Raw genomic sequence first — 20,739 nt, forward strand, 5'->3', positions numbered from 1 at the left:
TATTCCTCCCTAAAACATAATATAGTAATTTTAATCTACTATATATAATGTTCTACAAAAATTTAAAAATATCCCTGTATTTTGGTTTTTAGGAGCTCGAAAAAGATCATAAACGCCCACTGAAGTTTTCTTTTTGCTATAGTATGTGACCTCCACTTATAGAAGTAGGAGACTTTCCTTCTGAAATGTCGTTAAAATCCAGGATAAAACCACTTCGTTGGCAATAAGAATGTCCTGAACTCCTTAATTTATTTTACATAGATTCAACAAAAAACAAACTTAAAAACTCTTCTTTAGTTACATTTCCAAAATATTCTTTCATGCTAATTTTATCTAATACACTATCAATTTCTTCCGTATTATGTTTTTTATCTGTAAGAGCTTTTTCAATATCTTTAATATTTTCAACACCAAAGAAATCACCAAAAATTCTTACCTGTTTCATCACACCTTTTTCAACATCAATACTTAACTCTATAGCGCCGCAGGAAAATTTCTTCTCATTATAGAAATTATATTTTGGAGATTCTCCAAAGTTCCACTGCCAGGTTTCATATTTAGTTTTAACCATATTCTCAACCTCTACAATTTCCTGCTTATTTAAAGTAGTTATAGTCTTATCTTGCTGCGTCTTCGTTATATATTCGAATATTTTGTCCTTAAAATTAATAACATTAAGAGGTTCCTTTAGATATTCATTTATATTTGTAATTCTGCTAGCTACAGACTTAACTGCCTTATCTGAAAACTTTAGAGGCTTTGAAATTAAAGCCTCACTTAAATTAACTATGTCAGAAGCAAATAATAAAGTACCATGATGCATTACTCTGTTTTTATACTTGCATTGAGCATTTCCTGAGAATTTTTTACCTTCTATTAAAAGGTCATTTCTTCCAGAAAACTCTGCTTTTATACCTAATTCCTTTAACACACCTATTATTGGGATAACAAAGGTTTCAAAATCATTAAACTTTTTTCCATCATCTTGAACTATAAATGTAAAGTTTAAATTTCCAAGATCATGAAAAACAGCCCCACCGCCACTTTGTCTTCTTACTACTTTTATACTATGTTTTTTAATATATTCTTCATTAATTTCTGATAGTGTATTTTGATTTTTTCCAACTACAATGCAAGGTTCATTTCTCCAAAGCACAAAATACTCATCATTCTTTTGTCTTAATAAATACTCCTCTAAAGCTAAATTAAAATAAGGGTTTGTACAATCATTATCTAAGTAGATCATCTTTTTCTCCTTTTTATTTCATATGTCTAAGTATTTATTATTTGTTTATACTGTGTATAGCTTCTTTGTTTAATCCTAAAACTGCTTCATGCAATGCCTCTCCCAAAGTAGGATGACTATGAACTACTTCTTTCAAGTCTGAAACCCTCATTCCCTTTTCTACCATTATAGTGCCTTCTAGTATTAAATCTGAAGCATGAGGGCCAAGAATATGAACACCTAGGATTTTATTATTTTCATCACTTATAACTTTTACCAGGCCTTCGCCTTCTCCCAGTGCTAAAGCTTTTCCGTTAGCACCAAATAAAAATTTATTCTTTTTATAACTTAGTCCACTATTTTTTGCTTCTTCCTCCGTAATTCCTACCACCGCAATTTCAGGGAAAGTAAAAATACAATAAGGAATCACTGATTTATGACAAGTTTTATTTAATATTATACCTTCTGCCGTTACCACTCCTTGATGAGAGGCAGCATGAGCAAGAAGTGAAATGCCATTTACATCACCTATAGCATATACTCCTTTTAAAGAAGTTTCATAATTCTCATCAACCTTTATCCCTTTTTTATAAATCTCTATTCCTAATTTTTCTACATTGATACCTTCATAATTGGGATTTCTTCCTTTTGCAAGGAGTACTTGTTCTCCTTTTACTTCAAATTCACCTTTTTTGCCTTGGCATTTTATAATAACTTCCTCTTCACCGCTAAAACTCATTACTTTAGCCTTGGTAAGAATTTCTATTCCAGCTTTTTTTGCCATAACAACATATCTCTTTGAAATATCTTTATCTATATCATACAGTATAGAATCTCTTGCAACTATAACAGTTACTTTACTTCCCATAGCATTAAAGATGCTGGCAAATTCCATGCCAATTACTCCACCACCTATAATTACTAGAGATTTTGGTATATGATCAAAATCTAAAAGCTCAGTACTTGTTATAACTTTTTTATTATTTACTCCTTCAATGGAGGGAATTTCAGATTTAGAACCTGTAGCTATAATTATGCTTTTAGCTTCAATAGTCATTTCTTCATCTTTTGTAGATACTACTACAGTATTTTTATCAACTAAGGAGGCCTCGCCCTTTATAAACTCTATGTTATTTCCTTTTAAAAGAGTTTCTATACCAGTTACTAAGGTTTTTATAATATTTCTTTTTCTTTCTTGAATTTTATTTACATCTATTTCAGGATTGGATACACTAATACCAAAAGCTTCAATGTGACTTAAATTATTTAGAAGTTCTGCTGTTCTATATATAGTTTTAGTTGGAATACAACCACGGTTAAGGCATGTACCACCTAAGCTTTCTTTTTCTATAAGACATACTTTGGCTCCTAATTGAGCAGCTCTAATGGCTGCTACATACCCACCCGGACCTCCACCTATTACAATTATATCTTTCATAGATCTGCCTCCTACTTTAAATATACTTTATTATAATAACTATTCAGATATAAGACACATTCAAATAACAATTGGTATATAAGTATTTCTGACTTGCTATTTATTTCATGTATCTAAGATATAACCCCAGTATTTTGCATCACAAAACGCTGAGGTTATAAATTAATTAACTAAACAGTTACCTACATAATTATTTGCTCCACTTTAATATTGGTGTTCTAGCTGCTTTAACTTGATCTAATCGTCTTACTGGTGCCGCGTGTGGTGCTTCATGTAAAACTTCTGGATTTTCTTTAGCTTCTAAAGCTATTTTTTTCATAATTTCAACAAACTCATTGATAGATTCTAAACTTTCACTTTCAGTTGGTTCTATCATAAGAGCATTTTCAACTATTAAAGGAAAATACACTGTTGGTGGATGAACTCCATAATCCATTAGTCTCTTAGCTACATCCAAAGTTGATATATGATTTGGATTATCTTTTAATCCAGCAAAAATGATTTCATGCTTACATATATCTTCTATAGCCACATTATAATGGTCTTTTAATGCTTCCTTTATATAATTGGCATTTAGCACTGCAATCTCTGACGCAGCTTTTAAGCCTTCTTTACCCATACTTAGTATATAGGTATGAGCCCTAACTAATACCCCAAAATTACCATAAAAGCTTCTAACTTTTCCAATGGATTCAGGTCTATCATAATCAAATACAAATTTCCCTTGTTCCTTTTTTATAATTGGAACTGGAAGGAACTGCGATATTCTCTTACAAACGCCTACAGGGCCAGCTCCTGGTCCACCACCACCATGTGGTGTCGAAAAGGTCTTATGAAGATTTAAATGACACACATCAAAGCCCATATCCCCAGGACGTGCCTTTCCCATAATAGCATTTAAATTTGCTCCATCATAATATAAAAGGCCCCCTGCTTCATGAACTAACTTACTTATGCTCTCTATGTCTTTTTCAAACAAACCTAAAGTATTAGGATTAGTAAGCATAAGTCCTGCAATTTCATCGTTCAAAACTTTTTTAAGCTCTTCTATTGAAACTAAACCATCTTTATCAGATTTGATTTCAACTACATCAAATCCTGCACATTTAGCACTGGCTGGATTTGTTCCATGAGCCGAATCTGGAACTATTATTTTTGTTCGTTTAAAATCTTTTCTACTTTCATGATATGCCTTTATTAATAGAAGTCCTGTAAGTTCTCCATGTGCTCCTGCTGCAGGCTGCAAGGTAAAATCATTCATACCTGTAATTTCAGATAGTTCTAAAGAAAGATCATGCATAAGTTCTAAAGCACCTTGTACATCTTCTGCAGATTCTTTAGGATGAATTTTACTAAAACCAGGAAAAGCAGCAATATCCTCATTAATTTTAGGGTTATATTTCATAGTACATGAACCTAGTGGATAGAAACCTTTCTCCAAATAATAATTTTTATTAGAAAGAGCGGTGTAATGTCTAACCACCTCAACTTCACTTACCTCAGGAAGAAAAGCCTCCTTTCCCCTTAACATATTTTTAGGTATAACCGATTCTATATTTATATCCTCTACATCTAATACCGGAAGTTTATACCCTATTTTGCCCTCACATGATAGTTCAAAGATAACTTTATCATAATTTTTCATTATATCTCCCCCATCACTTTAACTAACTCATCAATTTCTTCTTTTGATCTTTTTTCTGTTACACATAAAAGCACTGAATCCTTATACTGAGGGTAATCTTTTTCTAAAATATATCCACCTAAAATATCATTCTCTAATAGATTTTTATTTAGTTCATATGCGGATGACTTTGATTCAACTGCAAATTCCTTGAAAAATGGTTTATTAAATAGTGGTTTATATTTTCCACTGTCTATTAATTTTTTAAAAGCATAATGAGATTTCTTAATGCATTGGTTTCCTATCTCTTTTATACCTTCTTTCCCAAGAGTTGACATATAAACAGCAGCACCAATAGCCATTAATGTTTGATCTGAGCATATATTAGAGGTAGCTTTTTCTCTTCTTATATGTTGTTCTCTTGCTTGCAGAGTTAGTACATAGCCTTTATTACCATGCCCATCATCCGTTTCGCCAACTATCCTCCCAGGCATTTTCCTCATAAGCTTTGTAGTCGTATTCAAAAAACCGAAACCTGGCCCACCAAAACTCATATTACCACCAAGACTTTGACCATCACCTATAGCTATATCTGCCCCTAATTCTCTAGGACTTTTTAAAACACCTAAAGATAATGGGTCTACACTCATTATAAATAGTGACTTGTTTGTATGAATCATTTTTTCTAAGTCTTCTACTTCTTCTATAATCCCAAAGAAATTTGGACTTTGTACAATAACAGCTGCTATATCTTTACTTAATTCTGATTTCACTTTTTCTATATCTGTAACTCCATCTTTCTCATCAATTTCTATTAAACTATATCCTTTATATTTTAGATAAGTCTTTAAAACTTGTCTTGTATCTGGATGTACAGTTTTAGAAACTATTATAGTATTTCGTTTTGTATTTTCTAAAGCCATTACAGAAGCTTCTACTGCTGCCGTAGCACCATCATACATAGAAGAATTAGATACATCCATACCCGTTAAGTTACAAATCATAGTTTGATATTCAAAAATTGATTGCAAAGTACCTTGGCTAATCTCTGGTTGGTATGGTGTGTAGGCTGTATAAAATTCAGTTCTTCCAATTAAATGTTTTACAATTGAAGGAATATAGTGATCATATATACCTGCACCTAAAAAGCAAACTAAATCTTCTGTAGATTTATTCTTTTTTGCCAAACTAGTCATGATTTTCTCAACTTCTACTTCTGATAATCCCTTAGGAATATTTAATTCTCTATTTAATTTTAAATTATCTGGGATATCTTTAAATAAATCATCTATGGATTTCACACAAACAAAATCAAGCATTTCCTTTTTTTCTTTTTCTGTAATAGGAATATAGGGAGACATATTATTCCTCCTTTTCACTTAGTTCACTACATAATTCTTCGTATTCTTTAGCTTTTAGTAAATCTTTTAATTCATCTTTATTAGATAATTCTATACTAATCATCCAAGCATCATAAGCATTTTCATTTATTAAAACTGGGCTATCAGATAGTGCTTCATTTATTTCTAAAACCTTTCCACTAGCAGGCATAAAAATATCTTCAGCAGCTTTAACAGATTCAATTGTTGAAAAAGCACCACCTTTAGAAATTTCATCATCCTCTGATGGTAAATCTACAAAAACTATATCTCCTAATAATTTTTGTGCATAATCTGTAATTCCTATATAAGCTTTGTCCTCATCTACCCTTATCCATTCATGGTTTTTTGTGTATAATAAATTTTCTAATACTAACATAACTATTCCTCCTTATTGTTGAGTTTTTTTACTATAAAATTTTTTATTTACAACTATAGCTTTTAATTCTTTATTTCTAACTTTTATATAAATTTCAGTTCCAAGTACTGCATATTTACCTTCGATTAAAGCAAATCCTATAGTTTTATTTAAAGTAGGCGACATATATCCAGTGGTAACATGTCCTATTTCTTTACCATCTTTAACTACTGTATAGCCATGTCTTCCTATTCCTTTATCTAACAATTCAAAACCTACCAATTTTCTAGTTACACCATTTTCCTTTTGTTTTAACAAAGCATCTCTACCAACAAAGTCTTCGGTATTAAGTTTAACAAAATAACCAAAGCCCATTTCTAATGGAGTGATATTTGCGTCCATTTCATTTCCATATAACGGAAGAGTTGCTTCAAACCTTAAAGTATCCCTAGCCCCAAGTCCAATAGGTTCAACCCCTTGTGCTTGTCCAACTCTAAGTATTTCTTCCCACAAAAATGCTGCATCCTGAGGTGTGGTATATATTTCAAAACCGTCCTCACCAGTATACCCTGTTCTTGATACCATAACTTTTTTACCACATATTTCTATATCATTTTTAAATTTGAAAAATTTTATTTCAGATAAATCAACTGATGTTAATTTTTGTAATACATCTTCAGCTTTTGGGCCTTGAAGTGCCAATTGAGCAACTTTTTCTGAAATATCTTCAATGTTAACTTCAAATTTACTCTTATTATCTAATATCCATTGTAAATCTTTATCTTTATTGCTAGCATTTACAACTAAATAGTAAAAATCTTCAGAAAATTTATAAGCTAATAAATCATCTACAACACCGCCACTTGGATAACACATAAAGCTATAAATAACTTCTCCAGTCGTAAGCGTTTTCACATCATTGGTTAAAAGATAGTTAACAAAGTTTTCAGCATCTTTTCCTTTTACAAGTATTTCTCCCATGTGAGAAACATCAAATAGACCTGCTCTTTGTCTTACAGTTTCATGCTCATGCAAAATCCCTTTAAACTGCATTGGCATTTCATACCCACAAAATTCTACAACTTTTCCACCACTTTTTTCATATTCTCCTCTTAAAGGAGTGACTTTAAAATTATTCATATTCAATTAACTCCCTCCTAATTTACAAAATACTCTTTATAACTGTATTATAAATCTATTGTGATTTTTTGTAAAGATTTATGATAAAAAATATAATATTGTAAGAAAATACAATATATATCTGATTTTCAATAACTATTATATGTTAGCTTAAATCTCATTAGTACAAATATAAGATTTAAAAATGGTGTTATTGAACAAACTAAAATATTAATAATTTAATAAGCTATATTTTAAGGAACATAATTAGAGGTTAGAGAATATATTGACTTTATCAATATTTAAAATGCATATTATTTGATTTTATTACTTACGGGGGCGGTCATTATAAAAAAGAATATAATTATAATAATTTCCATTACTGCGTTAATCATATTAAGTTTAATATTATATAGTTCAAAAGTGAAAATAAAAATTCTTAAAACTTCACTTAGTTATGAAATTAACACAAATAAACAATTAGAGATTAGCACCAAGATTCTTAAATTATCAATAATTGAGTTACAAACAAATGTAAATGATTTGAATAAAACTATTGATACATTGGTAGTAGGTACTAATCCTCTAGCTAATAACCTTATCAAGGCAGGTGAAAAAGAAGTCTATCTTACATTCGATGACGGTCCTTCTGAGAACACGTCCAAAGTGCTGAAAATTTTAAAGGATAATGATGTAAATGCAACATTTTTTGTTAACGGGCATCCTGGATATGAAGACATATACAAACAAATTATAAATCAAGGAAATGTTATAGGTAATCATACTTATTCACATGATTACAAAACAGCATATTCATCTATATCTAACTATAATCAAGACGTAAATAAATTGAATTCTTTTTTGGAAGGTATTGGTATTCCTAGACCTACACTTATGAGGTTTCCTGGTGGCTCAAATAATACAATAAGTAATAACTATGGTGGCAAAGATATTATGAACAAATTAACTAAAGAAGAAATAAAAAAAGGCTACCAATATATTGACTGGAATGTTTCTTCGGGAGATGCAGAAAAAATGACAGAAAGTAAAGATATTATTATAGATAATGTTATGAGAGGGACTAAGGGGATGAAATCTATTGTGATTTTATTTCACGATTCAAAAACAAAAATAACTACCACCCAGGCTTTGCCTATAATAATTAAAAACTTAAAAGAGCTAGGATATGTGTTTAAGACTTTGTCAATCAACAGTCCTATTATTCACTTTAAATAAAACCTATTATTTAGATATTGTAGTTACTTCGATTTATATTCATTAAATGTTACAAAAAGAGTCATTTAAGATTCAATAGTTTTACATGTGCATAAGCATTCCTAAAATATAAGAAACCATCCAGACAATCCATGAAAATAAACTAAATTTATAGAATTTAGCTAATAAATTGTTATGTTTTTTACTTAATATAAAAATAGCCCCAATTGCATTAATTAGCATTAGTAATAAAGCAATATACCCTAAAATACCATGTAACCCAGCTGGCAACTTATTTCCACCAAGCTTATACATTATAAAAGTACCAGATACATCAAAAATAAAACCTATACAAAACATAATAGCATGCCAAGGAAGCAATGTCTTTCGTCTGTATTCATTTAAGATAGAAATTGTGTAAATAATCAATGCTAAACTCACTAAAATTATTGAAAAAACTAGCATTTTCCACTCCCCCTAAAAAATATTATAGAATGTTACATCATTCCTACTTAATAGTACCATAGATATAGTATTAAAAGAAAGATTGGGATATAGAGTTTTCCCATTTTTTAAACTGGATAATGTATTTCTTTGAAGGGCAATATATTGATAGATAAAATATTAGTTTATGGAGGTATTTATATATGAAAATACTTGAAGGATTTATAAATGGCGATGGTGCTAGAAAGGAAACTAGTGATAAGGATGCAAAGATTCGTCTCCGCAAAGAAGAACTTGATATCGCCAAAAGTAGCGTTCATAAAGGCGATGTAGAATTTGGCAAGGAAATTATTGAAGAACAAAAGTCTGTTGATGTTCCTGTAATGCGCGAAGAAATAGTAATTGAAAGAAAAAGCTTAAACAATGAAGCAAGTGATTCACCAATTACTAAGGAACAAACTATTCGAATTCCTGTTAATGAAGAAAAAGTTAATATAGATAAACATACAGTAATAACAAGCGAAATTTCAGCCCACAAACGTGCCATAGAAGATACAGAGCATATAGATGAAACCCTTAAACGAGAAGAAGTACTGATAAATAAAACTGGCAACCCTGATATAGTTGATATCGAGACCCATCAATAATAAATAAAGTAAAAAACACCTCAGAATTTTCATGATTCGTGAGGTGTTTTCTAACAAATGGAGGTTTAACGTATGGCAACATTTCACATTAAGAAAGAAGAACTTAATGTAGCAAAAGAATGGATGCAGACCGGCGAAGTAAATATTTATAGGGAAATTTTTACTGTAGAAAAAAACTTTACTGTACCAATTAAACGAGAAGAGCTTGTAATAAAGAAAAAGGTTCTTACTTCAACTACACCCAAGCACAAAGATACGCCCACAGAGGTCATCCGTATACTCCTTAATGAAGAACATGTTGAATTCACAAAGCACAGAGTTAATTTAGAGGATGTATCCATTTATAAGCAGCAGATACAAGATATAAAACATATTGAAGAGACATTAAAAAGGGAGGAGCCTATAGTTAAAATCTCAGAATCCCTAAAGTATAGCAATGATTCAAATTATTAATTACTATCCATTTTTGCCAATATATCCATTAATTCCATTGCTATTTAATAGGAAATAAACTACTAACAAAAAGAGCATTATAAAGATGCTCTTTTTAGATTTTATATAACTTTTGTAAATATTTTCAATAAACGCAAATAATGATTTGCTTCACGTAAAGTATGATCACCTAATAATGGTATTATTATGGACTTGATTTTACATTCTACCAATCCCTGAGTGCCTTGCGCTTTAAATTTAGCTATTTCCATAGTTGCTTTAAGGCTGTCGTCCGTAACTTTTGAAATTGGAATTGTCTTATTCATTGCTTCCTTTGACTCGCTTGTCAACTTATCAAACTCATTTCCAAAGTTATTTGCGGTATTTATAAGCTCGTTTTCAGTTGGATCAAGAAGTCCACGAATAAATTTTGAATGTTCAGCCATAATTCTATTCCAAAAAGATTCTTGCTCATACATATCTCTCTCCAAGTTGATTTCCTCACGATTTTGCAGTCTTTGAATTATCTGAAAATAAAATTTTGCTTCTCTTAAAATATGGTCTATAAGTAAAGGGTAGTTACTTGTAAATATCCTACAGGATATAACCCCCGACAAAATCATACTCTTAAACTGAGCTAAGCCTTTAATTAATCCCATCGCTCTCTGATTAAGCACAAATATTCTTTGTTCAAGCATAGGATTACCTATCATTAATGCATCACTACCCATTAACCCCGCTTCTGATTTTGTCAAATGAATTGGAATATTCACTCCTGTAAAATATGCGGTCGCTATCTCAGCTTTTAGTGTAAAAGGTGTTATTACTTCACCAGACTGTAATACACTTGGGCTAACGACCCCGTTAGAAAGTGATATAGCATCAGCTAGAAGTCTGTCAAACTCTATTCGGAAGTTATCCGCCTGTTGGATATAATTTGAGTCCTTTTGTGTAAAACCTACTTCTAAAAAGAATGAGTGCTCCTTCATAATCCTTGCAAAAAAAAGATGTAATTCCAGCGATTGTCTTATGAATTCAGTACTAGATAACATATATATTCTCCTTATTATAAAAATTATTCTTCACTATTATTGTATTAAGTGAATACATAAAAAATTACTTTTTAATATTAAGTTATAAGTGTAAACTTTAGTCACAAATTGTATGAAACTAATTATTTTTACATATATACGTTTTTATTTATATTGTCACCGTTAGTGTCATTTTCAATTAAGCTACATATAGTATATTGTTTAAAGACAAGGAGTGATGTTAATGTCAAAAAACGAAAACCAATTACACGACCATGAATTTGAAGGAAGCACTAGATCAGCTGAGTTAGAGGATGATCCTCATAATCATAGATTTGTTGGAGTATCAATTCCTGCAATACCAATTCCATGTGGACATGCTCATAAGGTTAAAGGAAGAACAGATTTTTTCGATTACTTTCATGAATTTAAAGCAACTTCTTGCCTACAGATACCTGTTGGCAATGGCAAGCATGTCCATTTTGTAAAAGCTAAAGCTTCTGTTAATGATAAAATGGTAACTAAAAATACTGCACTAGGTTACTCCTTAAGTGCAGTATTTTTTAAAGTATAGTTAAACGACTGCTTAACTCATATTTAATTTCATATAGCATTTCTGCTCTATTAATTACACTCTGGCACCACTTAAACACTATCCTATTTTTACCCGCCAACTTTTCTTTATCTACACAAATAATTTTATCTATTTTGACAACAGAATTACCTTCATCTTCATTATTTTTTTTAAATCTCACAGGATTTATATTGCCTTTAATATCATTTCAAGCAACCACTTCTATCTGTTTTACTACAAGTTTCATGCTACCACCGTCAAAACATATGCCAGTATACATTATACAACATCTTACGAAATGGCAATTGGTGAATTTTTTCTTTAAAATCAATATTTGAAGAAAAGCCTAGTATAAAAGCAGAGTTGATGTTTCTGAACAACTCTGCTCTTTAGTATATTCCATACCATCACTCCTCTTTTATATTTATTTTCTACAATACCATTACAATCATTATCCTATGAATTATACATAAATAAACCATAGGGGAGGGGCGTATAGTTCTCATTCTATATTATTTTAGCCGTATATAACCCTATCTCTTTATAAAGTAGCACTACCTCAATTATAAAAACAGTTGAGATAAATAATTTAATGTCGTAAGCGGCGTATTATTTATAATAAATAATAGTAAAAAATGATTAATGGACCCTTGTGGTGATAGAAACTATTGCTGCAATTGCTATTGCTATCTTTGCTAAACTTCCTTTGTCAATTTTCATTCCTTCTCTATTTACATATTTTTAGACATTAAAAAGAGGACTTTAGTAGTCCTCTCAGTTACTGTGCAATTTTGATTTGATACGATAAATTATTAACTTCCGTTTATTAATCTATCATATTCGTTTAGTAGATCATCTAGCTTTTGGCTAAGCACTACTAATTCTGGGTCAGTTAACTTTTCTTTTTCATTCATTAACTGATGCATTAAAGCTCTGAGTTCTTCGATTTTTTGTGCTATTTCTTTCAATTGTGTCATAATATCCCTCCTCCCACTAACAATTGTAGCGAAAGTAGGAATATGATTGTATATAGATTCAAGACATCTCCATTTTAATGTAATATAAAAGACACCCTTCCGAGTGCCCTTAATGTGCCACAAACTTTTATTGTTTGCGATATTTAATAAGAAAATTGTGTATTAATATAAACATGCCACTTAGCATTGATTACATAGATATTCTTATGAATACCTAAATCATAGAAAGTAAAAAGGGTACCAGATTACTGCTGCCAATCTTTTTATCTTTTTAATTAAACTTCTCCTTGTTAGGGTTAATACTCATTACTATTTAATATATTAGCTAATTTGCCTACATATAAGGTTATAGCAGAAACTTCCGTTATTTGTAATATCCATGACTTATGTTAGCGAATGCATGACCTTTCAAATTAAAGATCCTAATTTTTAACATGAAGTACATTTATTTTCTTTTGTGTTAACTCCATAGATTCATCTTTCCACTGGCATTCTCCTAACCCCTTTACTAGCCTTATTAATTCACTAATAATAAATTCAACTAATCCCTCGTCTCCATAGTCCCTAACTCCTCGAACTTCAATATTGTTCTCTCTAGCCGTTTTAATATCAACATTAGCTGGATTTTCATTGTAAAGACCACCGCACATTCCAATATACTTGATCTGGATACATTTTCCAATTACCTCTTTATCTATCTGTGTATTCCAAGATACAAGCACACATCAGCATCTTTAATTCTCCTATTGCCCAAGGTTCCAATCATACCTTACCATTACACACCATTTTATTAAATTTGATCCATTTTCACTCTTTAATTTAATTATGATTTTATATTATCTTCTATTATTGTTGATAAAATAAATGTAGTAGCCGTATCTATAGTAGATTTCACCTAATTTAGCCCAATCAATAATATTTCTATAACCTTTTATTGCTCCATCTTCTTTTAGTTTTTTTATTCTTTGATGAATTGCTTGCCTTTGGATGTGTAAAATTCTACTTATTTCTTCAGGTGGTACTCTTGCATTCAGAACTAAAATATTAATTTCTATAACTTTTTAATACAATGTTTTACTTTGTTATGCTTAAATAAAAACTTGCTAATAAAAATACCCCTGGCATTATAGCCAAGGGTATTTACTATTCAGCTCTCTAGCACTTTAACAATAGTACTGGAATCATTATATATGTGTTTTCATGCAACTTAAAAATACATGCCATTACCTCATTTGAAGTATTGACATGCCTTGTTTTTATTATGCTTTTATTTGTCTTTATTGACAAACATTTTATTTATATTCGGAAGGATAAGGTATCATTTACCTCCTCTTACTTTTTCATCAATTCACAAAAAATATTTAAATTTGTTATTTCCTTTTCAAGTACTTTTTACCTTCTAATCTAGAAAAATCATTAAGCACTTTTGCGTTTTTATCATCTAATAGGTGTGAACATACAAATTCTAAAGATATGACCATAATACTTATAAAAACCACTAGTATCGTTAAACTCACCTCGAATACACTTGTATGATTATTAACAGCAGTTTAGATTAACTCTTTCAAATGATTTTTCAAGAATGTTAATCGACTTTAAAACATCTTCAACCTGACATTTTTGAATCTTTGCGATAACTTTTTTATAATATACCTTAACAGTTATATCAAAAATTTCTACTACTTTCTTTCCATTATTAGTAAGCCTTACGAATGTTTACTGCTATTCTCTTAACTTCCCTATAAGTTATGCAAATTAAACTGAAACGTTACATACAATAAATACGAAACTATCTATGAATACATTTATCAAACTGAAATCTATGTGAAATCAAAGCAGTTAGGAGATAACTTCATATTTTTATGGTAAAGTCACCTCACATAGCCTTAAATAACTAAATATAGTAATAGGCAATGTAACAAAAATCATTTAGAATAACACGATTATCCAACTAGGTGTACATCCATCGAAATGCATACTTTTTAATGTCCACAATACCATGGTACAGTACAGTTATAGATATAAATTGTTGCACACTTTTTTTGAGGTACGACGTAAAAATACCATAAATTCACATTTAAATAATACGGTATTAAAAATTTTCTTGTATATATTATATTTTCATTCTGTATTTCATATAATTTTCTCTATATTAATTAGGGTTAATGAAGCATTGGCAACATAAACCGAAAGTACTTTCCAAATCTCTTTTGATAGTTGATAATTAAAATATCCATCAATTTGTCCTACTAAAAATGGAATACTTATCTTAACATCAAAGCTTTGGACTTTATAAAACTCATTCTGACCCCATAGCAGTCTTCGACAGTTTCTAACGAGCATGTTAATATAAGAACATACGATGGAGCTTAGAAATATGGCAAGAAGAAAATTTACATTAGATTATAAAATAAGAATTATTGAGGAATTGAATGCTGGGTTTACTCATGCCCTGGTTTGTAAAAAATACAAATTATCCTCATCCACACTATCTACTTTTAAGCGACAACTTGATATAATCAATGCTACAGAGCCAAAAGATTATCAGGCAAGTGCTAAGGAAAGAGCCCTTGAAGAAGAAAATCGTAAGCTGAGAGAACTCGTTGGCAAGAAATAATTAGAACTTAATATGCTTCAGTACCTACTAAAAAAAAGAATTACCTACAGTAGAGGATAAAGTAGCTTTAGCTAAGGAATATACTCAAAATGGCCTTAAAATATCTAGAGCATACATGCTGCTTTAAATATCAAAATCAGCTTTTTATCCAAAGAAAAAGGCTCTAAAAAATGCTGGCGATGATGCGAATTCTAAGGTCGGTAGACCTTTTCCTGGATTTTCATATGAAATAAATAATTGAATTGTGCACGATTCTGCCATTGGAATTCTTTTGCATGGAGCATGTGAAAAAAACCTATTCTATGGTTATAAAAAATCACTAAAATTCTTCGCCGAGACCACGGGTTACGTATAAATGCTAAAAAGGTATATAGAACCTTTTCATTCCTTACTTTCTAAGGAATGTATAGCTTGGAATGAAGTTAAGAACTTCACTGATGGCTACAGACTTATTGATGAATATGTAAAATTCTATAATGAAGATAGTATCCACAGGAGTTTAAACTATATAAGTCCAAATCAGTTTATAAGAAAATCTATGAATTAGTTAGCATTCGTTAGGGGATGTCCAGAATAAGGGGATCAATGCGCATTCAACATATTGCACCCCTCCGATTATGTAAATAAACTTCAATTCACAATTTCTTACAATATTTCATGTATCGTGGTTTTAGAATATGCATAATCCTCAATGAAATCATAACATATTTTCTATATTTTTCAAATAACATGTCTTGCTGAAATAAAGAAAGTTGAGTTTTCTCACCTTATGAATTATCCAATTAATAGGCTTGTAACTTTGTTAATAGACTTATTTGCAATTATAACTATTAGCAACTCTTTACTATTTTAAATAATATTAAAACTACAGCTATTGAGGTATAACCATTTATTTTGCTTAATGTCTAAAATCATCTGGGCATATCCTATTGCATTAAATTTGTAAGTCTTATCTTTTTTATAAATTTCTAGTTTCTTTTTACTAAGATGAAAGACAAGGAACTTCGTCAGAACTATAATAAAAGTGTAGCTGCTATATTATACCAGAGTACTGCAAATCTCCAACTGAAAAAAGAGGTTCAAAAACTAGCGAATTCGAAAGCGTAAATTAATCCCCATCTTGGGAATAAGGTGGGTGTTAAGTATATATGGAGGCAAAGAGAGGTTTTACTTGCAAATCAAAAAAATATGATATAGTATCAGTTTATACCACATACAATAAGCATAAAAGCTATTTAAGATGCACTACAGATCCATATGAGAGGTTTTGAGATGGGTATAGTAGTAAAATAAAGTGGTTAAATCCATCTAGAAATCCTGTTATAATTGAAGGGCCGATGTCAAAAGTATTAAAGATATAGTCAATTAAAACCCCTAATAATTCAACAGTTATATCAAAAACGAAAAACCCTCCAGCCAAGCCAGAGGAGTATGATTAACTTTATTGACATTTAAACTTCACATAAATAATATTGAAAAATAAGCTTATCCAATTCCTGACTTACAGAAATGATTTCACTATCAACAAGGCTATCAGTAACTGCTACTAACTTTTCTAATTTGTTTCTAAGTAATTCTACTTGTTCATTCATAATTTCCACCCTTTTCTTAAAAATTCACAAATTTAATAATAATACATTATAAACCCATTTGCAACATATAATTCAAAATTATAACTAAATTCTAAATGAACAAAAGTAAAAAAGCCCCAAGTCATCCCTCAGAGCTCCATTATATAAAATATCATTCAATTATTGTACATCAACTCTTAAATAATATCTACCTGCAGGTTTATCTGTATTAAATACAGATAACCTATCGATAATACTAAGTATCTACATTAAGTAAGTAAAAATAATATGCATGCTAAATATTAATTTCATTATATGCTTTAGTTGACCAATTATACTTCAATGTAACACAATACCAATTGAGTTATATTTACTTTAAAATCTTTTTAATATACTGTTTATTGTAAATAATACATAATATTACTTTTAGCATTGTATAAATAATCCCTGCAAGAATAGAATATTTTACACCATAGCTAGTATTTATATCTGCTGATAAAAATTTTAAACATACACAATACATTCCAATTGCAATTCCAAAAACGCATGGTAGTAAAAAGATAATCCTTAATTCTTTTAAAATAGTATTTGATAATTCTTTTTCTGTAATTCCCATTTTGTTCAGTTTTTTGTATTTTATTTTTTCTCCTTCGAATTCTGTTAAAATTTTAAAATGTATCATTAAATTTGATGCAACAAAAAATAAAATAAAGATAAAGCAAAATAGAAATAATAGAAATGTACCTGATCTATTAGCTAAAATATAGTCATCAATTTTTGACCCTGTTTTAAAGTTGTATTTATCTGCTGATTTTCCAAAAAACTCCCTTGTGTTTTTATTATACATTTCCAATTGTTTATTTAATTCACTTGTTATTTTCCCTGTTTTGGTCCAATCACTAAAATTCATTAAATTAATAGTACCTATATCATCATTATTGACTTTTACTTTTGATTTTATATTATTATAATCATCATTATTAAATATTAAACAGTAGCGATATCTTATAACAGGACTACTATTAAATAAAATTTTCACTAGTTTTTCTTGCGAATAATAGGTTTTGCCATTTATGTCGTAATTTTTAATTTCCACATCATCATGACTATATCCATCATTTATATCTGTTTGAAAAATAGATACAAATTTTCCCTTTTCTACTTTTAAATTACATCCAACTATATCATTTAATATCTTGTTTGACATTACAATCATTTTATCTTTTTCCACAAATTCTAATTTTTTTATTGCAGTCAATTGAACATCATTGCTTTTAATTACCTTATTCAATAGTTCATCTGAAATACCATTTTTACCATAAAGATTACAATATGCTATATCATATGGATTGTATGATATAACATTATTACTCATTACCTCATTGGATGTCAAAGCAAAGCTTATAAAAAAGATTATTGTTATAACTAGTAGTGTTATTGAAAATATAATATTTTTGCAACTACCTATCTTATATTTTAAATTACTTATAAAAAGTAAATTATTAATATACCTATTTTTACCTAACTTTAATATTTTCAGTATAAACCAATCTAAATTTGCTGTAACTAAGTATATACCTATTAGTATAGTTACTATATTAATTAAAACGAATTTCGATGATATTTTATTAGGTAACATTGGTATTATAATTGAACTAATTATAAGGACAACGCCTAAAATTGCAAAAATGCAATTCTCTGTAACATTTTTGTCTGCTTATTTTCCATTTTTAAGTAATTTAATTATTTTATAATGTGCCAATGAGATATAACTTTTTAAAATTAAAATCATATTAATTCCAACAAAAAAAATCATTGTATATATATAACTTTTAAAATTTATTGAAAGATCTATATTACCAATTATTTTTGCAATAATAAAATAAAATCCTTCAGAAAATATAGTTCCTAAAATAAGCCCAGAAAAAATAGAAACAATTGCAATTAAAGCATTTTCAAATACCATTATTTTTCTTACGTTGTTATTAGTCATTCCTATTACCATAAAAAGTGCATAATCTTTTTTTCTGAATTTAATAAAACTATTATGTGCATAAACTATAAAAACAAATGCAAATATCGCCAGAACCAAACTTGGTGCATACAAATTACTTGATATCATAGAATCTACCTTGATTTTAACAAAATAGCAATTACAATGAATTAAATTATGAGTTTGATAAAAATGATGAAAAATATATAAAACAAGCACCGCTTTATAATGACTATTTTACTAGATTTTAATTCTTACTTTGCACTTTACAGCAGCTATGCTGGTATTAGGCCAATATCACCCAATAACTACGAATATCTCAATAATTTTGCTGTAGAATAAGAAGTTATATTTCTACCTGCAATAAGAATGGGCAAGATATAATGGAATCACTTAAAAACTCAATAAAAAGCGTCCCATTCATACCTTAAAATTTATAAATATATTTAAGCCAACGCTTTTTTATAAAGTGTATACTCTTTACATAATTCATCACATTTTTCTAAATATTCTTCTACTGTTTCTATGTAATACATAACCTTAATTTTTTTTAATAACTCCATTAACAATCGACCGTCTTTTATATTATTTTATTTTAATGAACAATCACTCATCTATGAAAGGTATTTTTTTTAATTTATTGTAAAATAATTACAATAAAACACTTGCATTTCAATTGGACAAGCACAATAATTAAATTGTAACAATTTTACAATTATTTTGTTGCAAATATACAAATATTAGGGAGGTAATTATCGTGAAAAAGAAATTATTAGGTCTAACTCTATCTGCATTACTACTATGCTCTACAGGGGTAATCGCTTCGGCGAAAACAATATCTCAACAAAATAATCAACCAAATACTACAATTGCACAAGCTCAACATGCGCATAATTGGGTAGAAATAAGGGTGGATAAAGGTTGTCACACGTATAAATGTACTATTTGTAATATACGTGAAACTATGTGCGAATACTAAAATTTAACAGTTTAAAGCCTATAATGTTTAATTCATAGGCTTTTTTTTATATAGTTCTTACGAAATCTATGTAATTTAAATCTTTGTCTACTATGGCATATGGATTTGATTTTCTAATAGGGCATATAAAAGTTATGTGAGTAATTTATACAATGTTATGAATGTATTATGTCCTACTTGGAAGATAGAGGATATTAATGATCAGAAAAGATGATGTATTTAGAAAATTACATAATAAAGTGAAAATATTGGGAGAGGTGTGTAAATGGGTAACGAGCTAAAAGTTATTATTAAATTGTTTTTGGTAACTTTCTCGAAGTACATATTTTTTAATCCATCTTTAATAACGATATCTTCCATGAACCTATCCTCACTTGTTATATAATATGGGAATATTATTTATTAGCATTATTAAATATTTAGTAATGCATTTGAAATTTCCTCAAATCTTTCATCCGTTATACCAAGTTTTTTCTTAAATTTTTCATCGTCCATTCTCGCAATAATTACCTTATCAGGAGATATTTCCTTAATAATATTTTTTGTCTTCAGAATTGATTCTTCATCATCGTTATAGCCCTTAATGATAGTAATTTCAAATATAAATTTCCCTTTGTATTGCTTATTAAAAGAAACCATATTTGAAATATGCTCCTTCATTGTATATCCGTTAATTGGTCTTTGAATTTTTTGAAAATGTTCTTCAGATATTACTTTTAGTTCACCAATGACTTCATCACACATATTGGCAATTTTAATATATTCATCTTTGCCCAGTAGGTATCCATTTGAAAGCAATCTTACAGATAATCCCTTACCTTTAATTAAATTAATAACATTAACAATTTTATCATTTACTAAAGCTTCACCTTTAGAGTTAATAAAAACTAAGTCTACATTACTATTTTCTAAGATACTTTCTAGTTCTCTTAATGAATTCTCCATTTCATCAAAGGACTGTGGCGTATCTATTTTATTGTTTGACCTTCCAATTGGACAGAATATGCAATCGAAGTTGCAATATTTCTCTGGTAGAATATTAACTTCAAGAACCCTTAGGCCATCCTCTAAATAAACATCCTTGTAATTGAAAATACTCATTTATCATCCCTCCAA

General features: G+C 29.3%; 24 protein-coding genes. 7 read left to right on the forward strand and 17 right to left on the reverse strand.

Translation table 11 applies throughout. The annotated features are described in order from the left end of the window. Window positions 1–253 precede the first annotated feature (253 nt). The 6 genes from G9F70_RS14460 to gcvT form a co-directional block, all read right to left on the reverse strand. Window positions 254–1,246: a lipoate--protein ligase gene (locus tag G9F70_RS14460; protein WP_164943648.1), complete on the reverse strand. Its 993-nt coding sequence runs from the start codon at window positions 1,244–1,246 to the stop codon at window positions 254–256. A 37-nt stretch (window positions 1,247–1,283) separates the two neighbouring features. Then, entirely contained in the window at window positions 1,284–2,663 is a 1,380-nt protein-coding gene (lpdA, locus tag G9F70_RS14465) for a dihydrolipoyl dehydrogenase (RefSeq protein ID WP_164943649.1), read from the reverse strand. Window positions 2,664–2,853: 190 nt separating this feature from the next. Then, on the reverse strand, window positions 2,854–4,308 hold the full coding sequence (gene gcvPB, locus G9F70_RS14470) for an aminomethyl-transferring glycine dehydrogenase subunit GcvPB (RefSeq protein WP_164943650.1): 1,455 nt from the start codon (window positions 4,306–4,308) through the stop codon (window positions 2,854–2,856). Beyond that, entirely contained in the window at window positions 4,308–5,648 is a 1,341-nt protein-coding gene (gcvPA, locus tag G9F70_RS14475) for an aminomethyl-transferring glycine dehydrogenase subunit GcvPA (RefSeq protein ID WP_164943651.1), read from the reverse strand. Before gcvPA ends, gcvPB begins: the two co-directional genes overlap by 1 nt. A 1-nt stretch (window position 5,649) precedes the next feature. Continuing rightward, window positions 5,650–6,045, reverse strand: a complete 396-nt coding sequence (gcvH, locus tag G9F70_RS14480; protein WP_164943652.1) for a glycine cleavage system protein GcvH — start codon at window positions 6,043–6,045, stop codon at window positions 5,650–5,652. Between the two features lie 12 nt (window positions 6,046–6,057). Next, window positions 6,058–7,164, reverse strand: coding sequence for a glycine cleavage system aminomethyltransferase GcvT (gene gcvT, locus G9F70_RS14485; protein ID WP_164943924.1), 1,107 nt, complete (start codon window positions 7,162–7,164; stop codon window positions 6,058–6,060). 402 nt (window positions 7,165–7,566) lie between these two features. Between gcvT and G9F70_RS14490 the strand changes: the two genes are divergently transcribed. Next, window positions 7,567–8,379 carry a polysaccharide deacetylase family protein gene (locus G9F70_RS14490; RefSeq protein WP_164943653.1) on the forward strand — a complete coding sequence of 271 codons (813 nt, stop codon included), beginning with the start codon at window positions 7,567–7,569 and terminating at the stop codon, window positions 8,377–8,379. An 81-nt stretch (window positions 8,380–8,460) separates the two neighbouring features. Here the strand turns inward: G9F70_RS14490 and G9F70_RS14495 are convergent, their stop codons facing one another. Continuing rightward, a complete protein-coding gene (locus G9F70_RS14495; protein ID WP_164943654.1) occupies window positions 8,461–8,823 on the reverse strand; it encodes an HsmA family protein in 363 nt (120 codons plus the stop codon). A gap of 182 nt (window positions 8,824–9,005) precedes the next feature. On the opposite strand from G9F70_RS14495, the gene G9F70_RS14500 reads away from it, so the two are divergent. Both G9F70_RS14500 and G9F70_RS14505 read left to right on the forward strand, forming a co-directional pair. Continuing rightward, window positions 9,006–9,449 carry a YsnF/AvaK domain-containing protein gene (locus G9F70_RS14500; RefSeq protein ID WP_164943655.1) on the forward strand — a complete coding sequence of 148 codons (444 nt, stop codon included), beginning with the start codon at window positions 9,006–9,008 and terminating at the stop codon, window positions 9,447–9,449. Window positions 9,450–9,521: 72 nt separating this feature from the next. Continuing rightward, window positions 9,522–9,902, forward strand: coding sequence for a YsnF/AvaK domain-containing protein (locus tag G9F70_RS14505; protein WP_164943656.1), 381 nt, complete (start codon window positions 9,522–9,524; stop codon window positions 9,900–9,902). Window positions 9,903–10,003: 101 nt separating this feature from the next. Here G9F70_RS14505 and G9F70_RS14510 read toward each other — a convergent pair whose 3' ends face one another. Next, window positions 10,004–10,933: a DUF2935 domain-containing protein gene (locus tag G9F70_RS14510; RefSeq protein WP_164943657.1), complete on the reverse strand. Its 930-nt coding sequence runs from the start codon at window positions 10,931–10,933 to the stop codon at window positions 10,004–10,006. Window positions 10,934–11,156: 223 nt separating this feature from the next. Here G9F70_RS14510 and G9F70_RS14515 point away from each other — a divergent pair, with 223 nt between their 5' ends. Then, window positions 11,157–11,486: a YmaF family protein gene (locus tag G9F70_RS14515; RefSeq protein ID WP_164943658.1), complete on the forward strand. Its 330-nt coding sequence runs from the start codon at window positions 11,157–11,159 to the stop codon at window positions 11,484–11,486. Here G9F70_RS14515 and G9F70_RS14520 read toward each other — a convergent pair. The 5 genes from G9F70_RS14520 to G9F70_RS14540 all read right to left on the reverse strand — a co-directional run bounded on the left by G9F70_RS14520 (window position 11,476) and on the right by G9F70_RS14540 (window position 14,806). Continuing rightward, entirely contained in the window at window positions 11,476–11,667 is a 192-nt protein-coding gene (locus G9F70_RS14520) for a hypothetical protein (RefSeq protein ID WP_164943659.1), read from the reverse strand. The genes G9F70_RS14515 and G9F70_RS14520 overlap by 11 nt on opposite strands. A 631-nt stretch (window positions 11,668–12,298) precedes the next feature. Further along, on the reverse strand, window positions 12,299–12,463 hold the full coding sequence (locus tag G9F70_RS14525; RefSeq protein WP_164943660.1) for an aspartyl-phosphate phosphatase Spo0E family protein: 165 nt from the start codon (window positions 12,461–12,463) through the stop codon (window positions 12,299–12,301). Between the two features lie 422 nt (window positions 12,464–12,885). Beyond that, entirely contained in the window at window positions 12,886–13,185 is a 300-nt protein-coding gene (locus G9F70_RS14530; protein WP_164943661.1) for a hypothetical protein, read from the reverse strand. Between the two features lie 114 nt (window positions 13,186–13,299). Continuing rightward, a complete protein-coding gene (locus tag G9F70_RS27515; protein WP_164943925.1) occupies window positions 13,300–13,518 on the reverse strand; it encodes a winged helix-turn-helix transcriptional regulator in 219 nt (72 codons plus the stop codon). Between the two features lie 1,078 nt (window positions 13,519–14,596). Further along, window positions 14,597–14,806 carry a hypothetical protein gene (locus G9F70_RS14540; protein WP_224617587.1) on the reverse strand — a complete coding sequence of 70 codons (210 nt, stop codon included), beginning with the start codon at window positions 14,804–14,806 and terminating at the stop codon, window positions 14,597–14,599. Between the two features lie 34 nt (window positions 14,807–14,840). Here G9F70_RS14540 and G9F70_RS14545 point away from each other — a divergent pair, with 34 nt between their 5' ends. Together G9F70_RS14545 and G9F70_RS14550 are read left to right on the forward strand one after the other, a co-directional pair. Further along, complete coding sequence (locus G9F70_RS14545; RefSeq protein WP_164943662.1) at window positions 14,841–15,080, forward strand: transposase; 240 nt, start codon at window positions 14,841–14,843, stop codon at window positions 15,078–15,080. Between the two features lie 355 nt (window positions 15,081–15,435). Then, window positions 15,436–15,627, forward strand: coding sequence for an IS3 family transposase (locus G9F70_RS14550; RefSeq protein ID WP_164943663.1), 192 nt, complete (start codon window positions 15,436–15,438; stop codon window positions 15,625–15,627). A gap of 904 nt (window positions 15,628–16,531) precedes the next feature. Here the strand turns inward: G9F70_RS14550 and G9F70_RS14555 are convergent. The 3 genes from G9F70_RS14555 to G9F70_RS14565 form a co-directional block, all read right to left on the reverse strand. Then, window positions 16,532–16,672: an aspartyl-phosphate phosphatase Spo0E family protein gene (locus G9F70_RS14555; protein ID WP_125001549.1), complete on the reverse strand. Its 141-nt coding sequence runs from the start codon at window positions 16,670–16,672 to the stop codon at window positions 16,532–16,534. Window positions 16,673–17,021: 349 nt separating this feature from the next. Continuing rightward, window positions 17,022–18,290, reverse strand: coding sequence for a hypothetical protein (locus G9F70_RS14560; RefSeq protein ID WP_224617590.1), 1,269 nt, complete (start codon window positions 18,288–18,290; stop codon window positions 17,022–17,024). Between the two features lie 78 nt (window positions 18,291–18,368). Then, window positions 18,369–18,773, reverse strand: coding sequence for an FtsX-like permease family protein (locus tag G9F70_RS14565; protein WP_164943665.1), 405 nt, complete (start codon window positions 18,771–18,773; stop codon window positions 18,369–18,371). Between the two features lie 628 nt (window positions 18,774–19,401). Between G9F70_RS14565 and G9F70_RS14570 the strand changes: the two genes are divergently transcribed. Then, the gene (locus G9F70_RS14570; RefSeq protein ID WP_164943666.1) at window positions 19,402–19,623 is read left to right on the forward strand and encodes a hypothetical protein; all 222 of its coding nucleotides are present in this window, start codon (window positions 19,402–19,404) and stop codon (window positions 19,621–19,623) included. Between the two features lie 411 nt (window positions 19,624–20,034). Here the strand turns inward: G9F70_RS14570 and G9F70_RS14575 are convergent, their stop codons facing one another. Further along, entirely contained in the window at window positions 20,035–20,724 is a 690-nt protein-coding gene (locus G9F70_RS14575) for a radical SAM protein (protein WP_164943667.1), read from the reverse strand. Window positions 20,725–20,739 lie beyond the last annotated feature (15 nt).

This window comes from Clostridium sp. FP1, from assembly GCF_011065975.2.
Classification (GTDB): Bacteria; Bacillota; Clostridia; order Clostridiales; family Clostridiaceae; genus Clostridium_AD; species Clostridium_AD tagluense.

Bases quoted from the DNA above. Each gene is read 5' to 3' on its own strand.
- G9F70_RS14460 (WP_164943648.1), bottom strand. From the start codon at position 1,246: ATGATCTACTTAGATAATGATTGTACAAACCCTTATTTTAATTTAGCT.
- G9F70_RS14560 (WP_224617590.1), bottom strand. From the start codon at position 18,290: ATGTTACCTAATAAAATATCATCGAAATTCGTTTTAATTAATATAGTA.
- gcvT (WP_164943924.1), bottom strand. From the start codon at position 7,164: ATGAATAATTTTAAAGTCACTCCTTTAAGAGGAGAATATGAAAAAAGT.
- lpdA (WP_164943649.1), bottom strand. From the start codon at position 2,663: ATGAAAGATATAATTGTAATAGGTGGAGGTCCGGGTGGGTATGTAGCA.
- G9F70_RS14510 (WP_164943657.1), bottom strand. From the start codon at position 10,933: ATGTTATCTAGTACTGAATTCATAAGACAATCGCTGGAATTACATCTT.
- G9F70_RS14515 (WP_164943658.1), top strand. From the start codon at position 11,157: ATGTCAAAAAACGAAAACCAATTACACGACCATGAATTTGAAGGAAGC.
- G9F70_RS14495 (WP_164943654.1), bottom strand. From the start codon at position 8,823: ATGCTAGTTTTTTCAATAATTTTAGTGAGTTTAGCATTGATTATTTAC.
- gcvPB (WP_164943650.1), bottom strand. From the start codon at position 4,308: ATGAAAAATTATGATAAAGTTATCTTTGAACTATCATGTGAGGGCAAA.
- G9F70_RS14555 (WP_125001549.1), bottom strand. From the start codon at position 16,672: ATGAATGAACAAGTAGAATTACTTAGAAACAAATTAGAAAAGTTAGTA.
- gcvH (WP_164943652.1), bottom strand. From the start codon at position 6,045: ATGTTAGTATTAGAAAATTTATTATACACAAAAAACCATGAATGGATA.
- G9F70_RS14525 (WP_164943660.1), bottom strand. From the start codon at position 12,463: ATGACACAATTGAAAGAAATAGCACAAAAAATCGAAGAACTCAGAGCT.
- G9F70_RS14550 (WP_164943663.1), top strand. From the start codon at position 15,436: ATGCTAAAAAGGTATATAGAACCTTTTCATTCCTTACTTTCTAAGGAA.
- G9F70_RS14505 (WP_164943656.1), top strand. From the start codon at position 9,522: ATGGCAACATTTCACATTAAGAAAGAAGAACTTAATGTAGCAAAAGAA.
- gcvPA (WP_164943651.1), bottom strand. From the start codon at position 5,648: ATGTCTCCCTATATTCCTATTACAGAAAAAGAAAAAAAGGAAATGCTT.
- G9F70_RS14565 (WP_164943665.1), bottom strand. From the start codon at position 18,773: ATGATATCAAGTAATTTGTATGCACCAAGTTTGGTTCTGGCGATATTT.
- G9F70_RS14575 (WP_164943667.1), bottom strand. From the start codon at position 20,724: ATGAGTATTTTCAATTACAAGGATGTTTATTTAGAGGATGGCCTAAGG.
- G9F70_RS14500 (WP_164943655.1), top strand. From the start codon at position 9,006: ATGAAAATACTTGAAGGATTTATAAATGGCGATGGTGCTAGAAAGGAA.
- G9F70_RS14540 (WP_224617587.1), bottom strand. From the start codon at position 14,806: ATGCTCGTTAGAAACTGTCGAAGACTGCTATGGGGTCAGAATGAGTTT.
- G9F70_RS14545 (WP_164943662.1), top strand. From the start codon at position 14,841: ATGGCAAGAAGAAAATTTACATTAGATTATAAAATAAGAATTATTGAG.